We start from the raw sequence: 18,643 nt of genomic DNA, 5'->3' as shown, positions 1-18,643 counted from the left end.
GCGCTGACAGCCCCGGCACCCGTGATCCTTTCCGATTCGCGTTTGCCGGGGCGCATTGTTTTTGAGAAAAAGACAGGAACGCGCATGGCCCGTCGCCGCCAGATCTACGAAGGCAAGGCAAAGATCCTTTACGAAGGCCCGGAACCGGGTACGATCATCCAGTATTTCAAGGATGACGCGACCGCCTTCAACGCGCAGAAGAAGGGCACGATTTCCGGCAAGGGCGTGCTCAACAACCGCATTTCCGAGCATATCTTCACCCTGCTCGGCCAGATCGGCGTGCCGACCCACTTCATCCGCCGCCTCAACATGCGCGAGCAGCTGGTCCGCCAGGTCGAGATCGTGCCGATCGAGGTGGTGGTGCGCAACGTGGCCGCCGGATCGCTCAGCAAGAAGCTGGGTATCGAGGAAGGCACGCAGCTGCCCCGCACTCTGATCGAATATTGCTACAAGGACGATGCGCTGGGCGACCCGCTGGTGTCCGAGGAGCATATCGCCTGCTTCGGCTGGGCGACGCAGGACGAGATGCACGACATCGCCGACATGGCGATCCGCATCAACGATTTCATGTGCGGCCTGTTCGCCGGCATCGGCATCCGCCTGGTCGATTTCAAGCTGGAGTTCGGCCGCCTCTATGACGGCGATTACAGCCGCGTCATCCTGGCCGACGAGATCAGCCCCGACGGGTGCCGCCTGTGGGACATGGCGACCAACGAGAAGCTGGACAAGGACCGGTTCCGCCGCGACCTGGGCGGCGAAGTGGAAGCCTATCAGGAAGTGGCGCGCCGCCTGGGCCTGCTGCCCGAGGGGCTGGACACCACCGTCCTCGACCTCGACACCCATCGCAAGAAGCGCGAGAAGGACTGAGATGAAAGGGCCGGCTGCATAAGCCGGCCTTTTTTCATGCCATCAGCGCATCCGCGACCAGCTTCAGGCCGAGCAGGATCATCAGCGCATAAATGAGCGTGTAGAAACGCGCCGGATCGACCCGGCGGACCAGCGCCACCCCCGCGAAGGTCGCCGCCATCGCCACCGGGACGAGCATCGCCGTCGCCGTCAGATTGGCGGTGGTGAATTGGCCGAGCGCGGCATAGGCGGGCAGCTTCATCCAGTTCATCACGGCGAAGGCCAGCGCGGTGGTGCCGACCAGCATGTCGCGGGGGAGCTTTTTGGGCAGCACCCACATCTGGAAGGGGGGCGAACCGGCATGGGCGATCTGGCTGGTGAAGCCGCTGCCGATGCCGAACAGGAAGCCGACCCAGCCGGGCGAGTCGGACGGCAGCACCACCGCCTGGCCCCGCTCGACCCAGAGGCGTTGCAGGCCGAACAGCACGGAAATCGCACCGAGCACGCCCAGAACCGCGATTTCGGAAACCTGGCTGGCGAACAGCCAGCCAAGGCCGATGCCAACCGCGGCGCCGGGCAGCATGACCTTGAGGATCTGGCCGTCCCAGCTGTGGCGATAGGCCCAGACGCTGACCGCATCCTGGAGGATCAGGATCGGCAGCAGGATCGCGGCCCCGCGCACCGGATCGACGCCCAGCGCCATGACCGGCATGGCGAGCGCGCCGACCCCCGCAAAGCCGCCCTTGGCGAGGCCGGAGATGATGACGGCGATGATGGCGCAGGCGAGGTAGAGATAGTCCGGGTGCATGGGGACCGCTTAGGGGAAGTGCGGGTGCATGGGAATGGCTGGCTTGGGGGAAAGCGGGCGCTCGGATTTTGAGCGGGAGTGCCGGCAAACAGGCGGAAATCATCTGTCATGCCGGGCATCTCAGGGCGAGGCACGCAGCATTTGGTCGGCGGCGCTTGTCTGAACCTCTCTCGCCATCGCCTGAGACCTCAGCCTTCGCTGGGGTGACGATAATATGGGATGGCGGCTTTCGAGTGGCGTCGCCCGCACTTAACTGTCCGCATCTGCTCGCTTCCAGATATGCGGCGCGGTCAGCGGTTGGCGCGGTAGCCGACCATCAGGCCGAAGCTGAAGGTGGCGAGGAGGGCGAACTGGACCTTGCCCTGGGGATCGTCATAGCCGACGATGTCCTGGCCCCAGGCGAACAGCCCCACAAACATAGCGAGCGCGAGACCCGACATGGCACCCCGACCTTCCCCCGATCCGACCCCGTAACAATAGCGCCATGGTCGCTAATAAAAGGATAATGGCTTGCCTCCGCGCGCAGCCGCGCCTAGGGGGTGCGGCATCGCCGTTTCCCCGCGCATGAAGCGCGGCATTTGTCGATTCCAGGGAGTCCGCACGCCATGAAAGCCCGCATCTTCGTCACCCTCAAGGGCGGTGTCCTCGATCCCCAGGGCAAGGCGATCCATCATGCCCTGGAAGGGCTGGGCTTTGGCGGGGTCAACGACGTGCGTGCGGGCAAGCTGATCGAGCTGGACCTGGCCGACGGCACCAGCGACGAGGATATCGACGCCATGTGCCGCAAGCTGCTGGCCAATACGGTGATCGAGAATTATCGCATCGAGAAGGTCGCCTAAGCCATGAAGAGCGCCGTCATCGTCTTTCCGGGCAGCAATTGCGACCGCGACCTGGCGGTGGCGTTCGAGGCTGCGACCGGCAGCAAGCCCGCCATGATCTGGCACCGCGACACCGACCTGCCGGGTGACATCGACCTGATCGGCGTGCCGGGCGGATTTTCCTATGGCGACTATCTGCGGTCCGGCGCGATGGCCGCCCGTTCGCCGGTGATGCAGGCGGTGGCGAGGGCGGCCGAGCGTGGCGCCTATGTGCTGGGGATCTGCAACGGATTCCAGGTGTTGACCGAAAGCGGCCTGCTGCCCGGCGCGCTGCTGCGCAATGCCGGCGGCCATTTCGTCTGCCGCGACGTCGCGCTGACGGTCGAGAATGCGCAGAGCGCGTTCACCAGCCGCTATGCGGCGGGCGAGGCGATCCGTTTCCCGGTCGCGCATCATGACGGCAATTATTTCGCCGACGACGCCACGCTCGACCGGCTGGAGGGCGAAGGCCGGGTCGCGCTGCGCTATGCCGAAAGCGTCAACGGATCGGCCCGCAACATTGCCGGCATCCTGAACGACGCCGGCAATGTGCTGGGCATGATGCCCCACCCCGAGCGCGTGATCGAGCCGGCGCATGGCTCGACCGACGGCCAGCGGCTGTTCGCCGGCCTGGTCGAGGGGCTGCTCGCGCGGGCCTGATCGCTGGCCGCGTCAGTGGCGGAAGAAGAGAGTCACCGACGCGACATGGTTGACGCGGGTGTTGCCGGCCCGCTGGTTGATGAGCTGGTTGAGATAGCCGACCTCCAGCGTTGACGCGCCGGGGAGCCCGATTTCCGCGCCGGCGAAGCTGCGCAGCTGGTCGAAGCCGCTGCGCGCGCCCCAGTCCGTGTCGTTCAATGCGGCGAAACCTTCCGCATAGACGAGCGCGTTCACCGCGTCGCTGCCGGCCTTGAGCGGCTTTTCATAGCGGATCATTTCACGCAGCCGCCAGCCCATGTCGTCGCCGTCCGAGCGCCAGCGCTGTTCGAGCCGCGTGCGCGAGGAGAGTTCGCCGCCCCAGGGCTTGCCGAGCGTCCAGCTGACCTGCTGGAAACTGCGTTCCTCATTCACGTCCTTGCCGCCTTCGGTCGGCACGACGATATGGGCGAAACCCTGGTAGAGGGTGAGCGAGGGCGAGAATTTCCAGCCGAGCGCGCCGCGGAACAGCGCCTGGTCGACGCGCGAGACGCCGTCGCCGATGCGCGGCTGGACTTCGGCGAAATAGACCAGCTCGTCCTTCACCGATCCCATGGCGGTAAGATTGAGCCAGAATTGCTCATCCTCGCTGGTCGCGGCCATGGCCGGGGCGGACAGCAGGGCGAGGCAGGCGGACGGGAGGATGGCGGACAGGCTCGAAAACAGGCGGCGCATGGGGTTCCTTGACAGGGCAGTGGAGGGACAGCCGACATGGGACTGTCCCTCCATCATAGAGGCCATGCTGTTTCCGCCCTGTTTCCCGATCGTTTTTTCTGTCGGGCCGGCCTGTGTCAGGTGATGACGCTGGGCCGGTCCATGCCGGTGAAGCCGCGGATGTCCGCCACTTCCTGCGCCGCCGCGATCAGGGGCGCGAGGGCATCGGCGGTGTCCATGCCGAGATCGCCGTCCGGGCCGACATAGCGTTCGATATAGACGCGCAACGTCGCGCCCTCGGTGCCGGTCCCCGACAGGCGAAAGACCACGCGCGATCCGTCCTCGAACAGGATGCGGACGCCCTGGTTGCGGCTGACGGACTGGTCGGTGGGGTCGGTATAGGTAAAATCGTCGGCGCTCTTCACGATGCCGCCGCTGTTGGCGGTGCCGGGCAGGCGGTCGAGCTTGTCGCGCAGCGTGGCCATCAAGGCGTCGGCGCGGTCCTTGGCGATGGCCTCATAATCATGGCGGGCATAGTAATTGCGGCCATAGGTCGCCCAATGTTCGGCCATGATCTGCGCGACGCCCTGCCGGCGGACGGCGAGGATGTTGAGCCAGAGCAGCACGGCCCAGATGCCGTCCTTTTCGCGCACATGGTCGGAACCGGTACCCGCGCTTTCCTCGCCGCAGATGGTGGCCATGCCGGCATCGAGCAGGTTGCCGAAGAATTTCCAGCCGGTGGGCGTTTCATAGAGGGGAATGCCGAGCCGTTCGGCCACCCGGTCGGCCGCGCCGCTGGTCGGCATGGAGCGGGCGATGCCCTTCAGGCCCCGCGCATAGCCGGGCGCGAGATGGGCGTTGGCCGCCAGCACCGCCAGCGAGTCCGAGGGTGTCACATAGCAATGGCGGCCGATGATGAGGTTGCGGTCGCCATCGCCGTCCGACGCTGCACCGAAATCGGGCGCGTCGGGGGCCATCAGCCGATCATGGAGCGCCTTTGCGTGGACGAGATTGGGATCGGGATGATGATGGCCGAAATCGGGGAGCGGCGTGCCGTTCATCACCGTGCCGGCGGGCGCGCCGAGGCGCTGCTCGAAAATCTCTACCGCATAGGGACCGGTGACGGCGCTCATGCTGTCGAAGGCGAGGGTAAAGCCGTCCGCGATCAGCGCGCGGATGGCAGCGAAGTCGAACAGGCTTTCCATGAGGTCGGCATAGAGAGCGACCGGATCGACCACTTCGACGGTCATGTCGCCGAGCCGGCTGGAGCCGATGCTGTCGATATCGACATCGGCGGCGTCGAGAATCTGGTAGCTGTCGATCGTCAGCGTGCGGGCGTTGATCGCGTCCGTCACCTTTTCGGGCGCCGGGCCGCCATTGCCGATATTATATTTGATGCCGAAATCCTCGTCCGGGCCGCCGGGATTGTGGCTGGCCGAGAGCACGAGGCCGCCGAACGCGCCCGACGCGCGAATGAGGTGCGAGGCGGCGGGGGTGGAGAGAATGCCGCCCCGGCCCACCAGCACCCGGCCGAAGCCGTTGGCGGCTGCCATCTTCAGCACCGTCTGGATGACTTCGCGGTTGAGATAACGGCCGTCGCCGCCCACCACCAGTGTCTGGCCCGCGAACCCCTCCAGGCTGTCGAACACCGACTGGACGAAATTTTCCGCATAATGGGGCTGGGCGAAGACCCGCACCTTCTTGCGCAGGCCGGAGGTGCCGGGCTTCTGGTCGGTGAAGGGGGTGGTGGTTACGGTCTGGATCACTCCGGCATCCTTTTGAGAAAACGTGTCGGTTGAAATCTCACAGCACCCGGACGGGCGCTATATCGCAGTGCAGCATGTTCAGCGCTTTTGTGCAAACCAGATGACATGGCGCGGCCCCTTGCCATTGTCGCGGGCACGCACGGCGACCTCCTCCACGAGGAAGCCGGCGCTGCGCAGGCGGCGGGTGAAGGCATCGTCGGAGCCGGCGGACCAGACGGCGAGGATGCCGCCGGGCTTCAATGCCGTGCGCGCGGCCTCCAGTCCCTTGCCATTGTAGAGCCGGTCATTGGCGGCGGCGGTGAGGCCGTCGGGGCCATTGTCGACGTCGAGCAGGATCGCGTCATAGCTGCCATGGCCTGCGGCGATCACGTTGACGACATCGTCGAGGACGAGGCGCACGCGCGGGTCGTCGAGGCAGCCGGCGGCAAGGTCCGTCATCGGACCGCGCGCCCATTCGATGATTTCGGGCACCAGTTCGGCGACCGTGATCTGCGCGGATGCGTCGAGCGCGCCTAGCGCCGCGCGCAGGGTGAATCCCATGCCATAGCCGCCGATCAGCAGATGCGGCGCGGTGCGCCCCTTCAGCCGCTCGATCGTCATGAGCGCGAGCTGCTTTTCCGAGCCACTCATCCGGCTGCTCATCAATTCATTGCGGTCGAGGACGATCATATAGTCGCCGCCACGCCGGTAGAGTTTCAGTTCCTGCCCACCCGGCACGGCGGCGGACCCCAGATATTCGCGCGGCGTCATACGGCCCCTTCTTACATAAACGATCGGCCTGTGGCGCATGGCAGCTTGGCTTCCGTCGCGCAAATGCTACAGGCGGTCGCGCGCGTCGGTCGCCACATGGCCGATCCGTCCGGCGGATGCTATCGGCCCGCCGACCGCGACCCGAATCTGGACAGGCAGCCTTCTTCCCCATGCGCTATTTTCTCGACACCGAATTCAACGGCTTTGGCGGGACGCTGATCAGCGTGGCGCTGGTGCCCGAGGACGGGGACCAGGAACTCTATTTTTCGCTGCCCCTGCCGGACCAGATCGAGACATGGGTGTCGGCCAACGTCATCCCCTATCTGCGCCATGTGCCGCCGGGGATCGACCATGAACTGGGGCGCGAGGAAGGCGCCGACATGGTCGCCGCCTATCTGGCGGGCGATTCCGATCCCGTCATCATCGCCGACTGGCCCGAGGATCTGGCTCATTTCTGCGCTCTGCTGGTGAAGGGGCCGGGGCAGATGGCCGGGGTCGATTTCGGCTTGCGGCTGGAACTGATCAACGCGGCGGGATTCAGCGCGGCGGCGAACAGCCGGGTGCCGCACAACGCCCTGCACGACGCGCGGGCGCTGCGCGATTTCTACATGGCCTATCGGGCGGACTGACGGCGGCCGATCCGGCTGCGTTCCAGCCACCAGAGCAGGGCGCTGGCGGCGAGCCATGCCAGCAGCCAAGGCCAGGCGGGGCCGTGGCGGGGTTCGTCCGAACCCGGTGCCGGGGCGTTGCCGCGCAGCATGAGCGTGGCGGCGCGGTCGCGGGTGGCGCGCATCGCTGGCAGGGCCTGGGCGGGTTGGACGTGGAAGGGGACGGCGCCGTCCTTGCCGCGCAGGACGTGCCAGCCGGCGCTTTCCGGCCAGAAGGCGGCGCAGCCGTTCACCGGGATCAGCCGCGCGTGGCTGCCATCGGGGCGGTCGACCTGCGCGTTTCCGGCAAGGCCGCACAGCGCCATGCGCTCGCCTGCCCAATGGATGCCGTCGATCATTGCGGGCGCGGGCGCGGGGCGGGCGACCGCGCCGAGCAGGCTGCGCCACCATAGATCATGGAGCGGCTGGTGCCCGGTGAGGATGAGCGCATAGCTGTCGATGCCGGTAAAAAGTGCGATCCGCCCCGTCCCGAGCGCGCGCCATGCGGCGAGCGGGGCGCCGCCGGCGTCCCGAAGCAGCGGAACGGCGTCGCGGCCCGTGGGTGCAGCGGCGAGGCGGGTGACTTCGGGGAGCAATTCGTCGGGGAACGCCATGTCTTCGGGGCGGTCGGCATAGGCTATGCCCTGCCGGGTGCGGGCTATGGTGGCGGCGGGCGGCTTGGGCAAGGCGAGCGGGGCGAGGTCGTTACCGCCCTGGAGCGCGAAGCCCAGCGCTTGCCACTGGTTGCGGGTCGCACCGTCGAGCGGGCCGCCGGCGCGCAGGATGAGGCCGAGGCCGTCGCGCACCGCGCCGAGCAGGGCGTTGCGCGCGCCGCCCAATGCGGCCCAGCTGCGATCGTCGATCAGCACGGCGTCGAAGCGGCGCAGGCTGGCGCCGTCGATAGCGACGGGGGCGTCGCCGAGCTGGACGCCGCCGCCCGCGCTCATTTGGCTGGTGACGGCAAAGCCCGTGTCGGTCGCCCAGCGGCGCAGATATTTGACTTCCGGTCCGGGCGCGCCGGCGAGGATCAGCAGGCGCGGCCGGGCGCTGTCCTGCGTGAGGACGGGGACGCTGGCCTGTTCGATCATCCGGCCGTCGTCGCGCACGCGCAGGGTGAAGTCGGCGGCGCCGGCGCTGCGGGCGGTGCCGGTGAGGGTGACATGGCCGTCGCGGTCGGGCGTGGCGCTGTCGGTCACGCGGCCGGCTGGGTCGAGCAATTGGACGGTGGCCTCGGGCAGGCCGGCGAGCGTCGCGCCGGTGGTGAAGGTCGCGCCCGGTGCGGTCGACGCAGGTGGGGAGAGGTGGATGATGCCCCTGGGCGGCGGGGGCGGATCGAAGCGGAGGGCGACCGTGCGTGCGGCTTCGATGTCGCGGGGCGTCAATCCCCGACCGACGATCTCGATCGTGCCAGCGGCGGGGTGGCGGCGCAGCGCGGTGGCGAGGTCGGGCGCGGCTTCGCCGAGGATAGCGCCTGCCTCGGGCAGGACGATGAGGGGCGCGCCGGCGGCGGCGAGGCGCGGCGTTCCGGCGGTGGCGATGCGCAGGGCGCCGCTGCCGCCGCTGGTGGCGGGTGGGAAAAGCGCGAAAAAGAGCAGCCCGGCGCAGACCGGCTGGAGCAGCAGGAGCAGCGCCAGGCGGAGGGGCGATCCCTGCTCGACCGCCGCCCGGTGCCAGAGGGTCAGGCGGATCGCGGCCAGCAGGACGGCGAGGGCAAGGATGGCGGCGACGATCGCCGGCATGGGCATGGGCGTGGTCATGATCCGCCTCCCCCGATCGCGCGGAGATAGCGGGTGCCGGGGCCGTCGGCCGGGCGGCGGCGGGCAGGCTGGCCGAGCGGGCGTTCCATCGCGGTCCAGAGCTGAGCGCGGAGCTTCGCGCGGCAGGAGGCGCAGGCGGGGTCGCGGCGCACGGCGTCGATCACGCCGCTGAGCGTCAGCGCATCGGGCAGGCGGGCGGTGTTGGCGCGGACCCAGGCGTCCAGCGGTCCGAGATTGATCGGTCCCCGAATCGCGTCCGGTCCGGCGCCCAGCGCGCGCCAGGCAGCGGCGGCGGGGCCATCCTGCCGTTCGACGGGGGTGAGTTCCAGCTGGCGGCTGGCCAGCCCCTCACGCTTGCCGGTCATGCGGCGGCCCGCGTCGATCGGCGGCAGTTCCGGCCCGACGCGCGAGAGGAAGATGCGGGTCGCCTGCTGCACCTCCTTGATGAAGCGCAGCGCCCGGTAGGCAAAGGGCAGCGCGGCGTCGGGATGGCCGGTCTTGAGCTCCCGTTCGGACTGCCACATTTCGTCCACCGCCTGTTTCAGGATGGCGCGGGTTTCGGGATCGAGGCTGGAGGCGGGGCTTTCGTCGTGCGGATGGCCGAATTCGGCGAGCACATCCTCCTTCTCGCCGAAGACATTGGGCGACGATGGCGGCGGGCCATGGTCGTGCCCGTCATTGTCGCTGTGCGCCTCCGCATCCGAGGTGGGGAGTTCGGGCTGGCCTTCGCTTTCGCCGCCGAGAAACTGGCTGTAGCGGCCGCGCAATATCTGCTGGTCGCCGCCGATCGCGGCGGAGCGGGCGAGGTAGCGGTCGGGCGCGAGGGCGCGCCGTTGCTTGAGCAGCTTTTCGATGTCGATGATGATCTGGCGCTGGCTGCGGAAATAGGCGGGCAGGGTGGTGTTGACCATGCCGGTGAGGCCGCTGCTTTCGGGTTGTTTCGGGGACGGCCAGCGCAGGATCAGGCTGGGGCCGCGCGCTTCCTGCGGCGACGGGCTGCGATTGTCGCGGATGATGAGTTGCACGACCATGTCGCCGCCCGCGGCAAAGCCGAAGCTGGCGAAGTCGAGGCGCGGGGCGAAGCGGCGGTCGCGGGCCGGGCCTGTGCCGCCGACGGGGATTTCGCGTTCGGAAAAGCTGACATTTTCGCCCTCCCCGATCGCCAGCGTCACGCGCAGCCGGGCGGTGGTGGCGACGCCATAATCGTCGGTGGCGGCAAAGGCCGGGGACCAGCCGTGCTGGCCGGGCCTGACCAGGGTGAGGCTGTCGGTCAGGGCCTTCACCTGCGGCGGCGCGTCGGCGACGGCGTCGATCCGGTGCAGCGGCGGGGTGGGGCCGCGCCCGGCGGCGGGATCGACGCGGTAGAGGAAGGCGGCGTCGGCGGTGCGGCTGGCGATCCAGTTGGCGCCGTCACGGCGCAGCGCGAGGGGCTGGCCGCCGAGCATGAGCAGCCGGGGCGCGGTCGCCTGCGGATCGAAGCGGAGCGTCCATTCGAGGCGCGATCCCTGCGGCACGCGGGCGTCGAGCGTGGCGGAGTCGCGGACCGGCAGGCCGGTATAGGCGGGGGGGAGAATGCGCAGATTCTGGGCGACGAGGCGGGGGATGCCGGGGCGGGCGGGCAGGCCTTCGCTGCTGGGGGCGAGAGCGGGCGGGCCTTCACCGGCGCGGGGCCAGAGCAGGGCGGCGGCGATCAGCGCGGCGGCGGTGAGGCCGAGGATCAGGAGCGTGCGCGTCGACCAGGGGGGAACGAGGTCTTGGGGGCCGCCCTGGTCGAGCCGGGCGGCGATGCGGCGGCGCTGGAGCGACTGGAGCGGGGAGAGGGGCGCGTCGCCGCCGAAGAGGAGGGCGCTGCTGTCCTCAAGGTCCGGGCGCGCGGTGTCGAGACTGCGGACCAGCCAGGGCAGGTCGTGGAGCGCGGCGCGCTGCCGGGCGATGAGGAGGGCGATGCCGATGCCGAGCAGCGCGGCAGCGGTGGCCGCGATCGGGCCGAAGAAGCGCCAGCCGATCGCCGTGGCGGCGAGCAGCGGCGGCAACGCCAGCGCCAGCGTGTCGGCGACGCGGCGACGGCGAGCGGGCGCGATCCACTGGACGAACAGGTCGCTCATGGCGCGATGCTCCGGCTGCGGCGGGTGGCGAGCCAGCGTTCGGCGAGGAGCAGCAGGGCGACCAGGACGGCGAGCATGGGACGGAGCGGCCGGGGCGGCTGGTCGGGGGCGCGGCCGCCCGTGAGCGGGGCATAGTCGGCGGCGGCGACGCGGGAGGGAGTCGGCTGCGCGGTGATGAGCGCGCGGAGACGGGTCGGGAAATCGGCCTCCAGCAGGAGCGGGATCTGCGATGCGACGAGGGGACGGGTCAGGCGGATCAGACGGCCCTTGCCCATGGGCCGGGCGTGGGCCAGCACCTGGCCCTGATCGTCGCGCCAGATGGGGACGGTTTCGCCCGGCGGCATCCGCATGTCGGCGGCGAGGATCGCCTGTCCGCCGCCGTCGACCCATCGGGTGACGGCGTCGGGCAGGGTGCCGCTGCTCATCCAGAAGAGCGGCTGGTCGATGGGCGGCATTGGGGCGGTGAGCGGGCCGCTGTCGAGGGCGGCTGGCTTGCCGGGCGGTTGCCATGACTGGGCGGCGGCCAGGAGATAGAGCAGGCCGCCGGCATGGGCGGTGTCGGCCCTGATGGCGATGCGCGGCGCCGGAATCGGTGCTGTCCGGGGCGCGGGCATGGCGCCGGGCTGAACTTGCCATGTCACCCTGCGCGAGAGGCGGAGGCGGTCGGCGTCGGCACCTTCGATGATCGTGGGCGTGACGATAGTCAGCGGCGTGTTGGCCGGGAGTTCGGCGTCGAGCTGGCGGACGAGGCTGGCGATGGCCAGCGGGCCTGTCGGTGGGGCTTGGTCGATGTTCGGGAAGCCGGGCGCCAGCCAGTGGGCGCGGGCATCGCCGATGCGGGCGGGATCGACCCGCGCGCCGGGGATCACCGCGACATAGGGGTCCTTGTCACCAGTGCCCAGCAGGACGGGCTGGGCCAGCCACAGCGCGGCGAGCGCCAGCAGCGCGAGGCGGAGCAGCAGCAGCGGCCATTCGTCGAAGCGCAGGCGCGAGCGCGGCTTCGGCCGGGCGCGCAGCCAGCGCAGGCCGGCGAAGTCGGTCGGCTGCTGCTCGCTTTTCCGCGCGATATGGATGATGAGCGGCACCAGCAGGGCCGCGAGCGCGGCCAGCGCGGCGGGGAACAACAGGCCCATGCTCATTGATATTCCGCTGCGCCATGGGCCGCGAACAGGCGGCGGAGGGGCAGGTCGACGGGCTCGTCCAGAATATGCGACGCATGGCGGATGCCGATCGCGTCGAGCCGGGCGTGGAGCGTGTCGCGCGCCTGCGCGAAGCGGGCGAGGAATTCGGCGCGCAGGGCTGCGCCATCGGCCAGCAGTTCCTCGCCGGTTTCGGGATCGCGGAAGCGATAGCCGCCGTCGAAGGGGAAATCCCGTTCCGCGACGGTCAGCATCTCGACCACCAATGTCTCGCGCCCGGCGGCGGCCAGCTTTTCCGCCAGCGCGACCGCGCCTTCGTCGAAACAGTCGCTGAGCAGGATGACGAGGTCGTGCGCGCCGATCCGTTCCCAGACCGGGCCTAGCTGGCTTTCCGGGGCGAAGCCGCGTGCCGCGTGGACGTTCAGCAGTTCGAGCAGCAGCCGGTCGCGCTGGCGCAGGCCGGTGGCAGGGGGCAGCAAAGCAAGGCCTGCGTCGCCCAGCGCCATGAAACCGAAGCGGTCGCCCTGCTTCATCGCCAGTTCGGCGATGGCGGCGGCGATCGCTTTTGCCGCGTCGAGGCGGCTGTAATCGGGGCGGCTGGGGTCGCACTGGCCCATGGAGGCGCTGGCGTCGATCAATATCCAGACAGCGACGGGACTTTCGCGCTCGGCCTCCCGCACGAAGAATTTGTCGGAGCGGGCGTAGAGCTTCCAGTCGATCTGGCGCAGTTCGTCGCCGGGTTCATAGGCGCGATATTGCGCGAATTCGAGGCCCGCGCCCCGGCTGTGGCTCTGGTGCAGGCCGATGCCATGCGACCCCACCGCCCGGCGCGTGACGAGGCGCAGGCCGCGAAGGCGGCTGCGCACATCAGGGGGGAGGAGGTCGGCCATGGCGGAAGTATCAGGCGAGCGGGACGGCGCGGACCAGGGCGGCGACCACGTCATCGGCGCTGCGGCCTTCCGCCTCGGCAGCGAAGGAGAGGAGCAGGCGGTGGCGCATGACCGGGACGGCGAGCGCGGCGATATCCTCGCGCGTGGCGGCGAGGCGGCCGTGGAGCAGGGCGCGCGCCTTGGACGCCAGGATCAGCGACTGGCCGGCGCGGGGACCGGCGCCCCATTTCACATATTTGCGGATGTCGTCCGGCGCGCCCTCGCCGGGGCGGCTGGTGCGGACGATGCGCGTCACCCAGTCGAGCAGGTCGTCGCTGAAATGCACGTCGCGCACGAGGGTCTGGAGCGCCTGCACTTCCTCCCCCTGCATCACGGCCGGGACGGCGGCGGGCTTGGAGGCGGTGGTCTGGGCGAGGATGGCGCGCTCCTCCGCCTCGGTCGGGTAATCGACGCGGATGTGGAGGAGGAAGCGGTCGAGCTGGGCTTCGGGCAGGGGGTAGGTGCCGGCCTGCTCCAGCGGGTTCTGCGTCGCCAGCACGAAGAAGGGCTTGGGCAGGACATGGGTGACGCCGGCATAGCTGACCGTTTTTTCCTGCATCGCCTCCAGCAACGCCGCCTGCGTCTTGGGCGGGGTGCGGTTGAGTTCGTCGGCCAGCAGCAGGTTGGTGAAGACCGGCCCTTGCTGGAACCGGAAGCTGCGATGGCCGGTGCCATGATCCTCCTCCAGCAGTTCGGTGCCGAGAATGTCGCTGGGCATCAGGTCGGGCGTGAACTGGACGCGGCGGAAGTCAAGCTTGAGCGCTTCGCCCAGCGAGCGGACGAGGAGCGTCTTGCCGAGGCCGGGCACACCTTCGAGCAGGCAATGGCCGCCGGCGAGGAGGCCGATCAGCAGTTGCTCCACGACTTCGCCCTGCCCGACGATCACCTGGCCGATCGCGGCGCGCAATTGGGTCAGCGCGCCAAGGCGGGTCTGGATTTCGGCTTCGGTGAGGTCGGTCATGTCATGTCCCTTGCTGGACGAAAGGCGGAAAAAGGCGAGCGGGGGGCATCACACCGACAGCGCGTACATCACGATATTGACCGCGAACCTGGTATTATCCTCGGCCAGGAAGCGCTTGTTGCGCCAGTCATAGTCCCACTCGCAGCCATAATCCTTGTTGCTGTAGAGAATGCCCAGCCGCCCGTTCACCTCTATGCCCTTGAGATAGTCGTGGACGAGATCGTCGCCCCAGCCGTTGAGTTCGAGGCCCGTGTTGGGCGGGCCGTCGAACTTGAAGAAGCTGCGGTAGAGGCCGTGGCTTTTCGGCAGTTCCTTCAACGCCTTCGGTCCGAAAATCCTGGCCATCTGCGCCTCGAACGAGCGGGCGAAGAGGCCGTCTATGTCATGGTTGCAATCGTCCACCATGACGAAGCCGCCATTGCGGACATAGCGTTCGAAATTGCGACGCTCTGCGGGCGAAAATTCCACCAGCTTGTGCCCGGCCAGATAGCAGAAGGGCGCGGTGAGCATCCTGGGGTCCGCCAGCGGGACGACATGCTCCTTCGGGTCGACGCGCAGGGTCGTGTAGTCGATCAGCGCGGTGATGACGTTGGACGGCGTGCGCTGGTCCACGTCCCAGTCGCCACTGTCGTAGCGCAGGCGCGTGAACCAGAAGTCGTAGCCCCCGGCAGCAGCAAGCGGGCGGGCCAGCAAGGTGCTGGCCAGGCCGCCTGCCATCAACCGGAGGAACTCGCTGCGGGTCATGGGAGACGAGATGGAGCAGCCACGACCACGACACACCCACCGTCATTCCCATAAGGGCGGGAAGCCATCTCCTGACCTTTCGCAAGGGAATAGCGCGGGAGATGGATCCCCGCTTTCGCGGGGATGACGGAAGAGAATAGTGGCCGGGGCAGGATCACACCGCGTCGGAGAGCGAGGTGAAGGTGAAGTCGCGCAGCTTCATCGGCGGGACGACGATGTTCATCGACACTTCGTCCGGCGGCACGCGGACCGGACGGCCCAGTTCCTCGACATTGTTGAGCATGATGACCGGGCTTTCGTTGAACCGGAAGTTCTTGATGGGATATTTGATCTGCCCGTTTTCGACATAGAAAGTGCCATCGCGGGTCAGGCCCGTCAGCAGCACCGTCTGCGGGTCGACCATGCGGATATACCAGGTGCGGGTGACGAGCACGCCGCGCTCGGTGGAGCGGACGAGGTCGGCGGTCGACTTGGTGCCGCCCGTCATCAGGATATTGCCCATCTGGCCGGCGGCGGGCTTGCCCTGCTTTTGCGCCCAGTAGCGGCTATAGTTGAGGTTCACGACCTTGCCGTCCTTCACCATGTCCATGCGCTGGCGGGCAAGGCCGTCCTCGTCCCACGGCTCGCACGGCGCGACCGGGTCCCAGGGGTCGGTGTAGAAATTGACCTGCGGGCCGAACACCTGTTCGCCCAGCTTGTTGCCGCCGCCCTTCTTGGACAGGAAGCTGCGGCCTTCGTCGGCTTCGCGCGCGCCGAAGAAGTAGAACATGAAGCCGATCAGGCCGGCGGCCGCCATCGGTTCCAGGATCACCGTATATTTGCCCGGCTCCAGCGCCTTGGCTTCGGACGAGGCCGACGCCTTGCGCATCGCGATCTGGATGTCGCTGTCGACCTTGAAGCGAGTGGCGTCCTGCGTGTCGGTGCCGACCCAGCCGGAGCCGCGCCCGTCCTCGGTCCGGACGGTGCAGGTATAGTCGAGCACGGTCGAGCGCTGATAGCCGAAATTGCCCTTGCTGTTGGCGATGGCCTTGAAGCTCTGGCCATCTTCCAGATAGCCGGCCGCGATCAGCTTCTGCGCCTTGCAGGCATTGATCGAGGTGGCGGCGACCTGCGCGCGATAGGCGGGCGTGATGTCGGCGGTGGCCTGCGCGAAGGTCGGGCTGGGCTTGTAGGCCTGCTTTTCGACCGCCGGCATGAATTCCGGATTGTCCGGCGCCAGTTGCGCCAGCGTTTCGGCCCGGCGGACGACACGTTCCAGTGCGGCGTCGTCGAACTGGTTGATGGTCGCGGTGCCGACCTTCTTGCCATAGGCGACCTGCACGGCCAGCTCGATGTCGTCGGTCTGGCCGGCGGTGGACACATTGTTGCGGGCGAAGCGGATATTGCCCTGAATCTTGCCGGTCAGTGTGGCGGTGCATTCGTCGGCCTTGGACAGGGCGACGACCCTGGTCAGGATGGCCTTGGCCTGCGCTTCGGTAAGGATGCTCATTTATTCTCTCCCGTGAGCGTCAGCCGAGCGAACGCGCGGTGTTGATGACGTTGATGCCGTTGAAACGCGCGGTCGAGGAACCGTGCGATACGGCGGAGACCTGCGCGGGCTGGCCCTTGCCGTCGAAGAAGGAGCCGCCAAGGCGATAGTCGCTGGCGTCGCAGACGCCGACGCAGGCGTTCCAGAATTCCGGCGTGCGGATCTGGTAGGCGACGTCCTCGATCTGCTGGGTGATCTTGCCGTTCTTGATCTCGTAGAAGAGCTGGCCGCCGAACTGGGCGTTGTAGCGCTGCTGGTCGATCGAGAAGCTGCCGTCGCCGATGATGTAGATGCCGTCCTCGACACCCGCGATCATGTCCGCGACGCTCTTCTTCGCCTTGCCCGGTTCAAGGGAGACGTTGGCCATGCGCTGGAACTGGACGTTGGACCAGCTGTCGGCATAGGCGCAGCCGTCCGATTCCTTCTTGCCCTCGATATGGGCCTGGTCCCGGATCGCCTGATAGCCGACGAGCTTGCCGTCGCGGATCAGATCCCACTTCTTGGTCTTGATGCCTTCATCGTCATAGGCGACCGCGCCAAGACTGCCCGGCTGGGTCTTGTCGGCGACGATGTTTACTTGCTGGCTACCATATTGGAACCGGCTTTCCAGCTTGTCCATGGTGGCGAAGCTGGTGCCGGCATAATTGGCTTCGTAGCCCAGCACGCGGTCCAGTTCGAGCGGATGGCCGACCGATTCGTGGATGGTGAGCCAGGTGTGCGACGGGTCGAGCACGAGGTCGTACTTGCCCGGCTTGACCGAGGGGGCCTTGATCTTCGCCTGCGCCTGCCTGGCGGCGGCGATCGCGTCCTCCTTCATGTCGTAGCTGTTGCCATAGACGGTGACGCCGTTGGGCAGGACGGTCTTGCCCGATGCGGCGCCGTCCAGATATTCGAAGCCAAGACCCATCGGGGCGGACAGGCCCTCGCGCGTGCGGAACTTGCCGCTGGCCTTGTCGACGGCGGTGACTTCCATCGGCGCCCAGATGCGGTGAACATCCTGGTCGATATAGCTGCCGTCGGTGCTGGCAAAATATTTCTGCTCATTCACCAGGAACAGGATCGAGCGGATGAAGCTGGCGCCGGCATCCATGGCGGCGGCGTTGACGCTGGTCAGCAGTTCGACCTTGTCCTTGATCGGCACGGCCATGCTGTTCTTGACGATCGGCGTCTTCCAGCTGATTTCGCCCACGCCCTTCGTCGGGGCGAGCTGGACCGGTGCGGTCTGGGCCGGGGCGTTCGCCCTGGCGATCGCGACGGCCTGTTGCGCGGCCTTCGCCACGGCGTCGGTGGTCATCTCGTTGGTGGCGGCGAAGCCCCAGGCGCCGTTGGCCAGCACGCGGATGCCGACGCCGGACGATTCGGTGTTGACGATATTTTCGACATTGCGTTCGCGGGTGATGACGAACTGGCGCAGGTAACGGCCGACGCGCACGTCGCAATAGCTGGCGCCGGCGCTTTTGGCGGCGTTCATCGCGGCGTCGGCCAGCGCCTTCTTCACCGCCACGTCGATGGCGCTGGTCAGCTCCTCGGCGGCAATGGCCTTGCCGAACATGGCGGGCAGGACGAGGCCGCCCACGCCCATGGCCCCGAAGGCCAGAAAATCGCGTCTATGCAAGATGTGTCTCCCACCTGCCAAAGCCCGCATGATGCGGGTCGGATTGAGCCTGATATGCGATCGGTGGCACTATCGGCTTGATATGGCGGATCATTGCCGCCGGGGCGGGCGGGGTCAAACATCTTTTACGAATGTGCAGCATGTCGTTCCCAGGCTTTCGACAGATGACATCTGTCGAAAAACATTGGCCATGCGCGTCGCGCGGACATGTGAAATCGGCGGGCCTGGCATTGTGCCAACCCGCTGATAAATCGCTTTATTTCATGTGAAGAATGTGGTCGGGGAAAGAGGATTCGAACCTCCGGCCCCTGCCTCCCGAAGACAGTGCTCTACCAGGCTGAGCTATTCCCCGACCGATGCCGAGACCGCTTTGTGGGCGGCCCCGTAAGGCAGGAGTGCGCCTATAGAGAGGGCTTTCCGGGCTGGCAAGCGGCAATGACGCTTTTTTTGCACAGGTCAGAGCAGGCCCGCGCCGCGGAAGCTGAAACGGGTGGGGCCGGCGCGGATGACATGGTCGGCGAGACGCAGGTCGAGCGGCCGGAGACTGCGGGCGAGCGCGCGGGTCAGGCGGATGTCGGTCGCGCGCGGCAGCGGCGTGTCATGCGGTGGACGCTGCTGGAGCACGGCGAGCCATTTGCCATCTTCGGCGAGGACATGCCGGACGAGCAAGCTCCAGTCCGCGCGCAATGGGAGGAGGCGGCGCGGCCGCCAGTCCTGATCGAGAATCGCGAGCATCAATCCGGCGTCGGCACCCATGGGCCGATCCTGCGCGACCCTCCGGCCGCCGGGGAGGGGCAAGCCCGTCCGTTCCGGTGCGAAGTGCGAGCTGATCGCTCCATTA

General features: G+C 67.8%; 18 protein-coding genes and 1 tRNA gene. 4 read left to right on the top strand and 15 right to left on the bottom strand.

Annotated elements, in window-relative coordinates:
• The first annotated feature begins 84 nt into the window (after positions 1 to 84).
• Positions 85 to 867 (top strand): phosphoribosylaminoimidazolesuccinocarboxamide synthase, encoded by a 783-nt coding sequence (purC, locus tag A7Q26_RS01920; RefSeq protein WP_066855759.1) that lies wholly within the window; start codon positions 85 to 87, stop codon positions 865 to 867.
• A 34-nt stretch (positions 868 to 901) separates the two neighbouring features.
• Here the strand turns inward: purC and A7Q26_RS01915 are convergent, their stop codons facing one another.
• Positions 902 to 1,654, bottom strand: coding sequence for a sulfite exporter TauE/SafE family protein (locus A7Q26_RS01915; protein WP_066855756.1), 753 nt, complete (start codon positions 1,652 to 1,654; stop codon positions 902 to 904).
• A 290-nt stretch (positions 1,655 to 1,944) separates the two neighbouring features.
• The gene (locus tag A7Q26_RS25475; RefSeq protein ID WP_198162806.1) at positions 1,945 to 2,094 is read right to left on the bottom strand and encodes a hypothetical protein; all 150 of its coding nucleotides are present in this window, start codon (positions 2,092 to 2,094) and stop codon (positions 1,945 to 1,947) included.
• 165 nt (positions 2,095 to 2,259) lie between these two features.
• Here A7Q26_RS25475 and purS point away from each other — a divergent pair, with 165 nt between their 5' ends.
• The gene (gene purS / locus A7Q26_RS01910; RefSeq protein WP_021224554.1) at positions 2,260 to 2,493 is read left to right on the top strand and encodes a phosphoribosylformylglycinamidine synthase subunit PurS; all 234 of its coding nucleotides are present in this window, start codon (positions 2,260 to 2,262) and stop codon (positions 2,491 to 2,493) included.
• A 3-nt stretch (positions 2,494 to 2,496) separates the two neighbouring features.
• On the top strand, positions 2,497 to 3,171 hold the full coding sequence (gene purQ, locus A7Q26_RS01905) for a phosphoribosylformylglycinamidine synthase subunit PurQ (protein ID WP_066855753.1): 675 nt from the start codon (positions 2,497 to 2,499) through the stop codon (positions 3,169 to 3,171).
• 12 nt (positions 3,172 to 3,183) lie between these two features.
• Here the strand turns inward: purQ and A7Q26_RS01900 are convergent, their stop codons facing one another.
• From A7Q26_RS01900 to A7Q26_RS01890, 3 genes are all read right to left on the bottom strand, one after another.
• Positions 3,184 to 3,882: a DUF2490 domain-containing protein gene (locus tag A7Q26_RS01900; RefSeq protein ID WP_066855750.1), complete on the bottom strand. Its 699-nt coding sequence runs from the start codon at positions 3,880 to 3,882 to the stop codon at positions 3,184 to 3,186.
• Between the two features lie 116 nt (positions 3,883 to 3,998).
• Positions 3,999 to 5,627: an alpha-D-glucose phosphate-specific phosphoglucomutase gene (locus tag A7Q26_RS01895; RefSeq protein ID WP_066855747.1), complete on the bottom strand. Its 1,629-nt coding sequence runs from the start codon at positions 5,625 to 5,627 to the stop codon at positions 3,999 to 4,001.
• A 78-nt stretch (positions 5,628 to 5,705) separates the two neighbouring features.
• Positions 5,706 to 6,377 carry a spermidine synthase gene (locus A7Q26_RS01890; protein WP_066855743.1) on the bottom strand — a complete coding sequence of 224 codons (672 nt, stop codon included), beginning with the start codon at positions 6,375 to 6,377 and terminating at the stop codon, positions 5,706 to 5,708.
• Between the two features lie 170 nt (positions 6,378 to 6,547).
• On the opposite strand from A7Q26_RS01890, the gene A7Q26_RS01885 reads away from it, so the two are divergent.
• Positions 6,548 to 7,006, top strand: coding sequence for a hypothetical protein (locus A7Q26_RS01885; RefSeq protein WP_066855740.1), 459 nt, complete (start codon positions 6,548 to 6,550; stop codon positions 7,004 to 7,006).
• Here A7Q26_RS01885 and A7Q26_RS01880 read toward each other — a convergent pair.
• The 10 genes from A7Q26_RS01880 to A7Q26_RS01835 all read right to left on the bottom strand — a co-directional run bounded on the left by A7Q26_RS01880 (position 6,991) and on the right by A7Q26_RS01835 (position 18,558).
• Positions 6,991 to 8,781, bottom strand: a complete 1,791-nt coding sequence (locus A7Q26_RS01880; protein ID WP_232313642.1) for a carboxypeptidase regulatory-like domain-containing protein — start codon at positions 8,779 to 8,781, stop codon at positions 6,991 to 6,993. The genes A7Q26_RS01885 and A7Q26_RS01880 overlap by 16 nt on opposite strands.
• On the bottom strand, positions 8,778 to 10,886 hold the full coding sequence (locus A7Q26_RS01875) for a DUF4175 family protein (protein WP_066855737.1): 2,109 nt from the start codon (positions 10,884 to 10,886) through the stop codon (positions 8,778 to 8,780). Before A7Q26_RS01875 ends, A7Q26_RS01880 begins: the two co-directional genes overlap by 4 nt.
• Positions 10,883 to 12,025, bottom strand: a complete 1,143-nt coding sequence (locus tag A7Q26_RS01870) for a BatA domain-containing protein (protein ID WP_066855734.1) — start codon at positions 12,023 to 12,025, stop codon at positions 10,883 to 10,885. Before A7Q26_RS01870 ends, A7Q26_RS01875 begins: the two co-directional genes overlap by 4 nt.
• A complete protein-coding gene (locus A7Q26_RS01865) occupies positions 12,022 to 12,915 on the bottom strand; it encodes a DUF58 domain-containing protein (protein WP_066855731.1) in 894 nt (297 codons plus the stop codon). Before A7Q26_RS01865 ends, A7Q26_RS01870 begins: the two co-directional genes overlap by 4 nt.
• A gap of 10 nt (positions 12,916 to 12,925) precedes the next feature.
• The gene (locus A7Q26_RS01860) at positions 12,926 to 13,915 is read right to left on the bottom strand and encodes an AAA family ATPase (RefSeq protein WP_066855728.1); all 990 of its coding nucleotides are present in this window, start codon (positions 13,913 to 13,915) and stop codon (positions 12,926 to 12,928) included.
• Positions 13,916 to 13,963: 48 nt separating this feature from the next.
• Entirely contained in the window at positions 13,964 to 14,632 is a 669-nt protein-coding gene (locus tag A7Q26_RS01855; protein ID WP_232313640.1) for a DUF4159 domain-containing protein, read from the bottom strand.
• Between the two features lie 181 nt (positions 14,633 to 14,813).
• Positions 14,814 to 16,148: a TldD/PmbA family protein gene (locus A7Q26_RS01850; protein WP_066855722.1), complete on the bottom strand. Its 1,335-nt coding sequence runs from the start codon at positions 16,146 to 16,148 to the stop codon at positions 14,814 to 14,816.
• Between the two features lie 19 nt (positions 16,149 to 16,167).
• The gene (locus A7Q26_RS01845) at positions 16,168 to 17,802 is read right to left on the bottom strand and encodes a TldD/PmbA family protein (protein ID WP_066855719.1); all 1,635 of its coding nucleotides are present in this window, start codon (positions 17,800 to 17,802) and stop codon (positions 16,168 to 16,170) included.
• Between the two features lie 275 nt (positions 17,803 to 18,077).
• Positions 18,078 to 18,154, bottom strand: a tRNA-Pro gene (locus tag A7Q26_RS01840).
• 104 nt (positions 18,155 to 18,258) lie between these two features.
• On the bottom strand, positions 18,259 to 18,558 hold the full coding sequence (locus tag A7Q26_RS01835) for a JAB domain-containing protein (protein ID WP_066855716.1): 300 nt from the start codon (positions 18,556 to 18,558) through the stop codon (positions 18,259 to 18,261).
• Positions 18,559 to 18,643 lie beyond the last annotated feature (85 nt).

This window comes from Sphingobium sp. TCM1 (assembly GCF_001650725.1).
In the GTDB taxonomy this organism is placed as follows: domain Bacteria; phylum Pseudomonadota; class Alphaproteobacteria; order Sphingomonadales; family Sphingomonadaceae; genus Sphingobium.
The sequence above is the reverse complement of the archived record's forward strand: the minus strand, read 5'-3'. Positions and strand labels throughout refer to the sequence as shown.

Bases quoted from the DNA above. Each gene is read 5' to 3' on its own strand.
- purC (WP_066855759.1), top strand. From the start codon at position 85: ATGGCCCGTCGCCGCCAGATCTACGAAGGCAAGGCAAAGATCCTTTAC.
- A7Q26_RS01915 (WP_066855756.1), bottom strand. From the start codon at position 1,654: ATGCACCCGGACTATCTCTACCTCGCCTGCGCCATCATCGCCGTCATC.
- A7Q26_RS25475 (WP_198162806.1), bottom strand. From the start codon at position 2,094: ATGTCGGGTCTCGCGCTCGCTATGTTTGTGGGGCTGTTCGCCTGGGGC.
- purS (WP_021224554.1), top strand. From the start codon at position 2,260: ATGAAAGCCCGCATCTTCGTCACCCTCAAGGGCGGTGTCCTCGATCCC.
- purQ (WP_066855753.1), top strand. From the start codon at position 2,497: ATGAAGAGCGCCGTCATCGTCTTTCCGGGCAGCAATTGCGACCGCGAC.
- A7Q26_RS01900 (WP_066855750.1), bottom strand. From the start codon at position 3,882: ATGCGCCGCCTGTTTTCGAGCCTGTCCGCCATCCTCCCGTCCGCCTGC.
- A7Q26_RS01890 (WP_066855743.1), bottom strand. From the start codon at position 6,377: ATGACGCCGCGCGAATATCTGGGGTCCGCCGCCGTGCCGGGTGGGCAG.
- A7Q26_RS01885 (WP_066855740.1), top strand. From the start codon at position 6,548: ATGCGCTATTTTCTCGACACCGAATTCAACGGCTTTGGCGGGACGCTG.
- A7Q26_RS01880 (WP_232313642.1), bottom strand. From the start codon at position 8,781: ATGACCACGCCCATGCCCATGCCGGCGATCGTCGCCGCCATCCTTGCC.
- A7Q26_RS01875 (WP_066855737.1), bottom strand. From the start codon at position 10,886: ATGAGCGACCTGTTCGTCCAGTGGATCGCGCCCGCTCGCCGTCGCCGC.
- A7Q26_RS01870 (WP_066855734.1), bottom strand. From the start codon at position 12,025: ATGAGCATGGGCCTGTTGTTCCCCGCCGCGCTGGCCGCGCTCGCGGCC.
- A7Q26_RS01865 (WP_066855731.1), bottom strand. From the start codon at position 12,915: ATGGCCGACCTCCTCCCCCCTGATGTGCGCAGCCGCCTTCGCGGCCTG.
- A7Q26_RS01860 (WP_066855728.1), bottom strand. From the start codon at position 13,915: ATGACCGACCTCACCGAAGCCGAAATCCAGACCCGCCTTGGCGCGCTG.
- A7Q26_RS01855 (WP_232313640.1), bottom strand. From the start codon at position 14,632: ATGGCAGGCGGCCTGGCCAGCACCTTGCTGGCCCGCCCGCTTGCTGCT.
- A7Q26_RS01850 (WP_066855722.1), bottom strand. From the start codon at position 16,148: ATGAGCATCCTTACCGAAGCGCAGGCCAAGGCCATCCTGACCAGGGTC.
- A7Q26_RS01835 (WP_066855716.1), bottom strand. From the start codon at position 18,558: ATGGGTGCCGACGCCGGATTGATGCTCGCGATTCTCGATCAGGACTGG.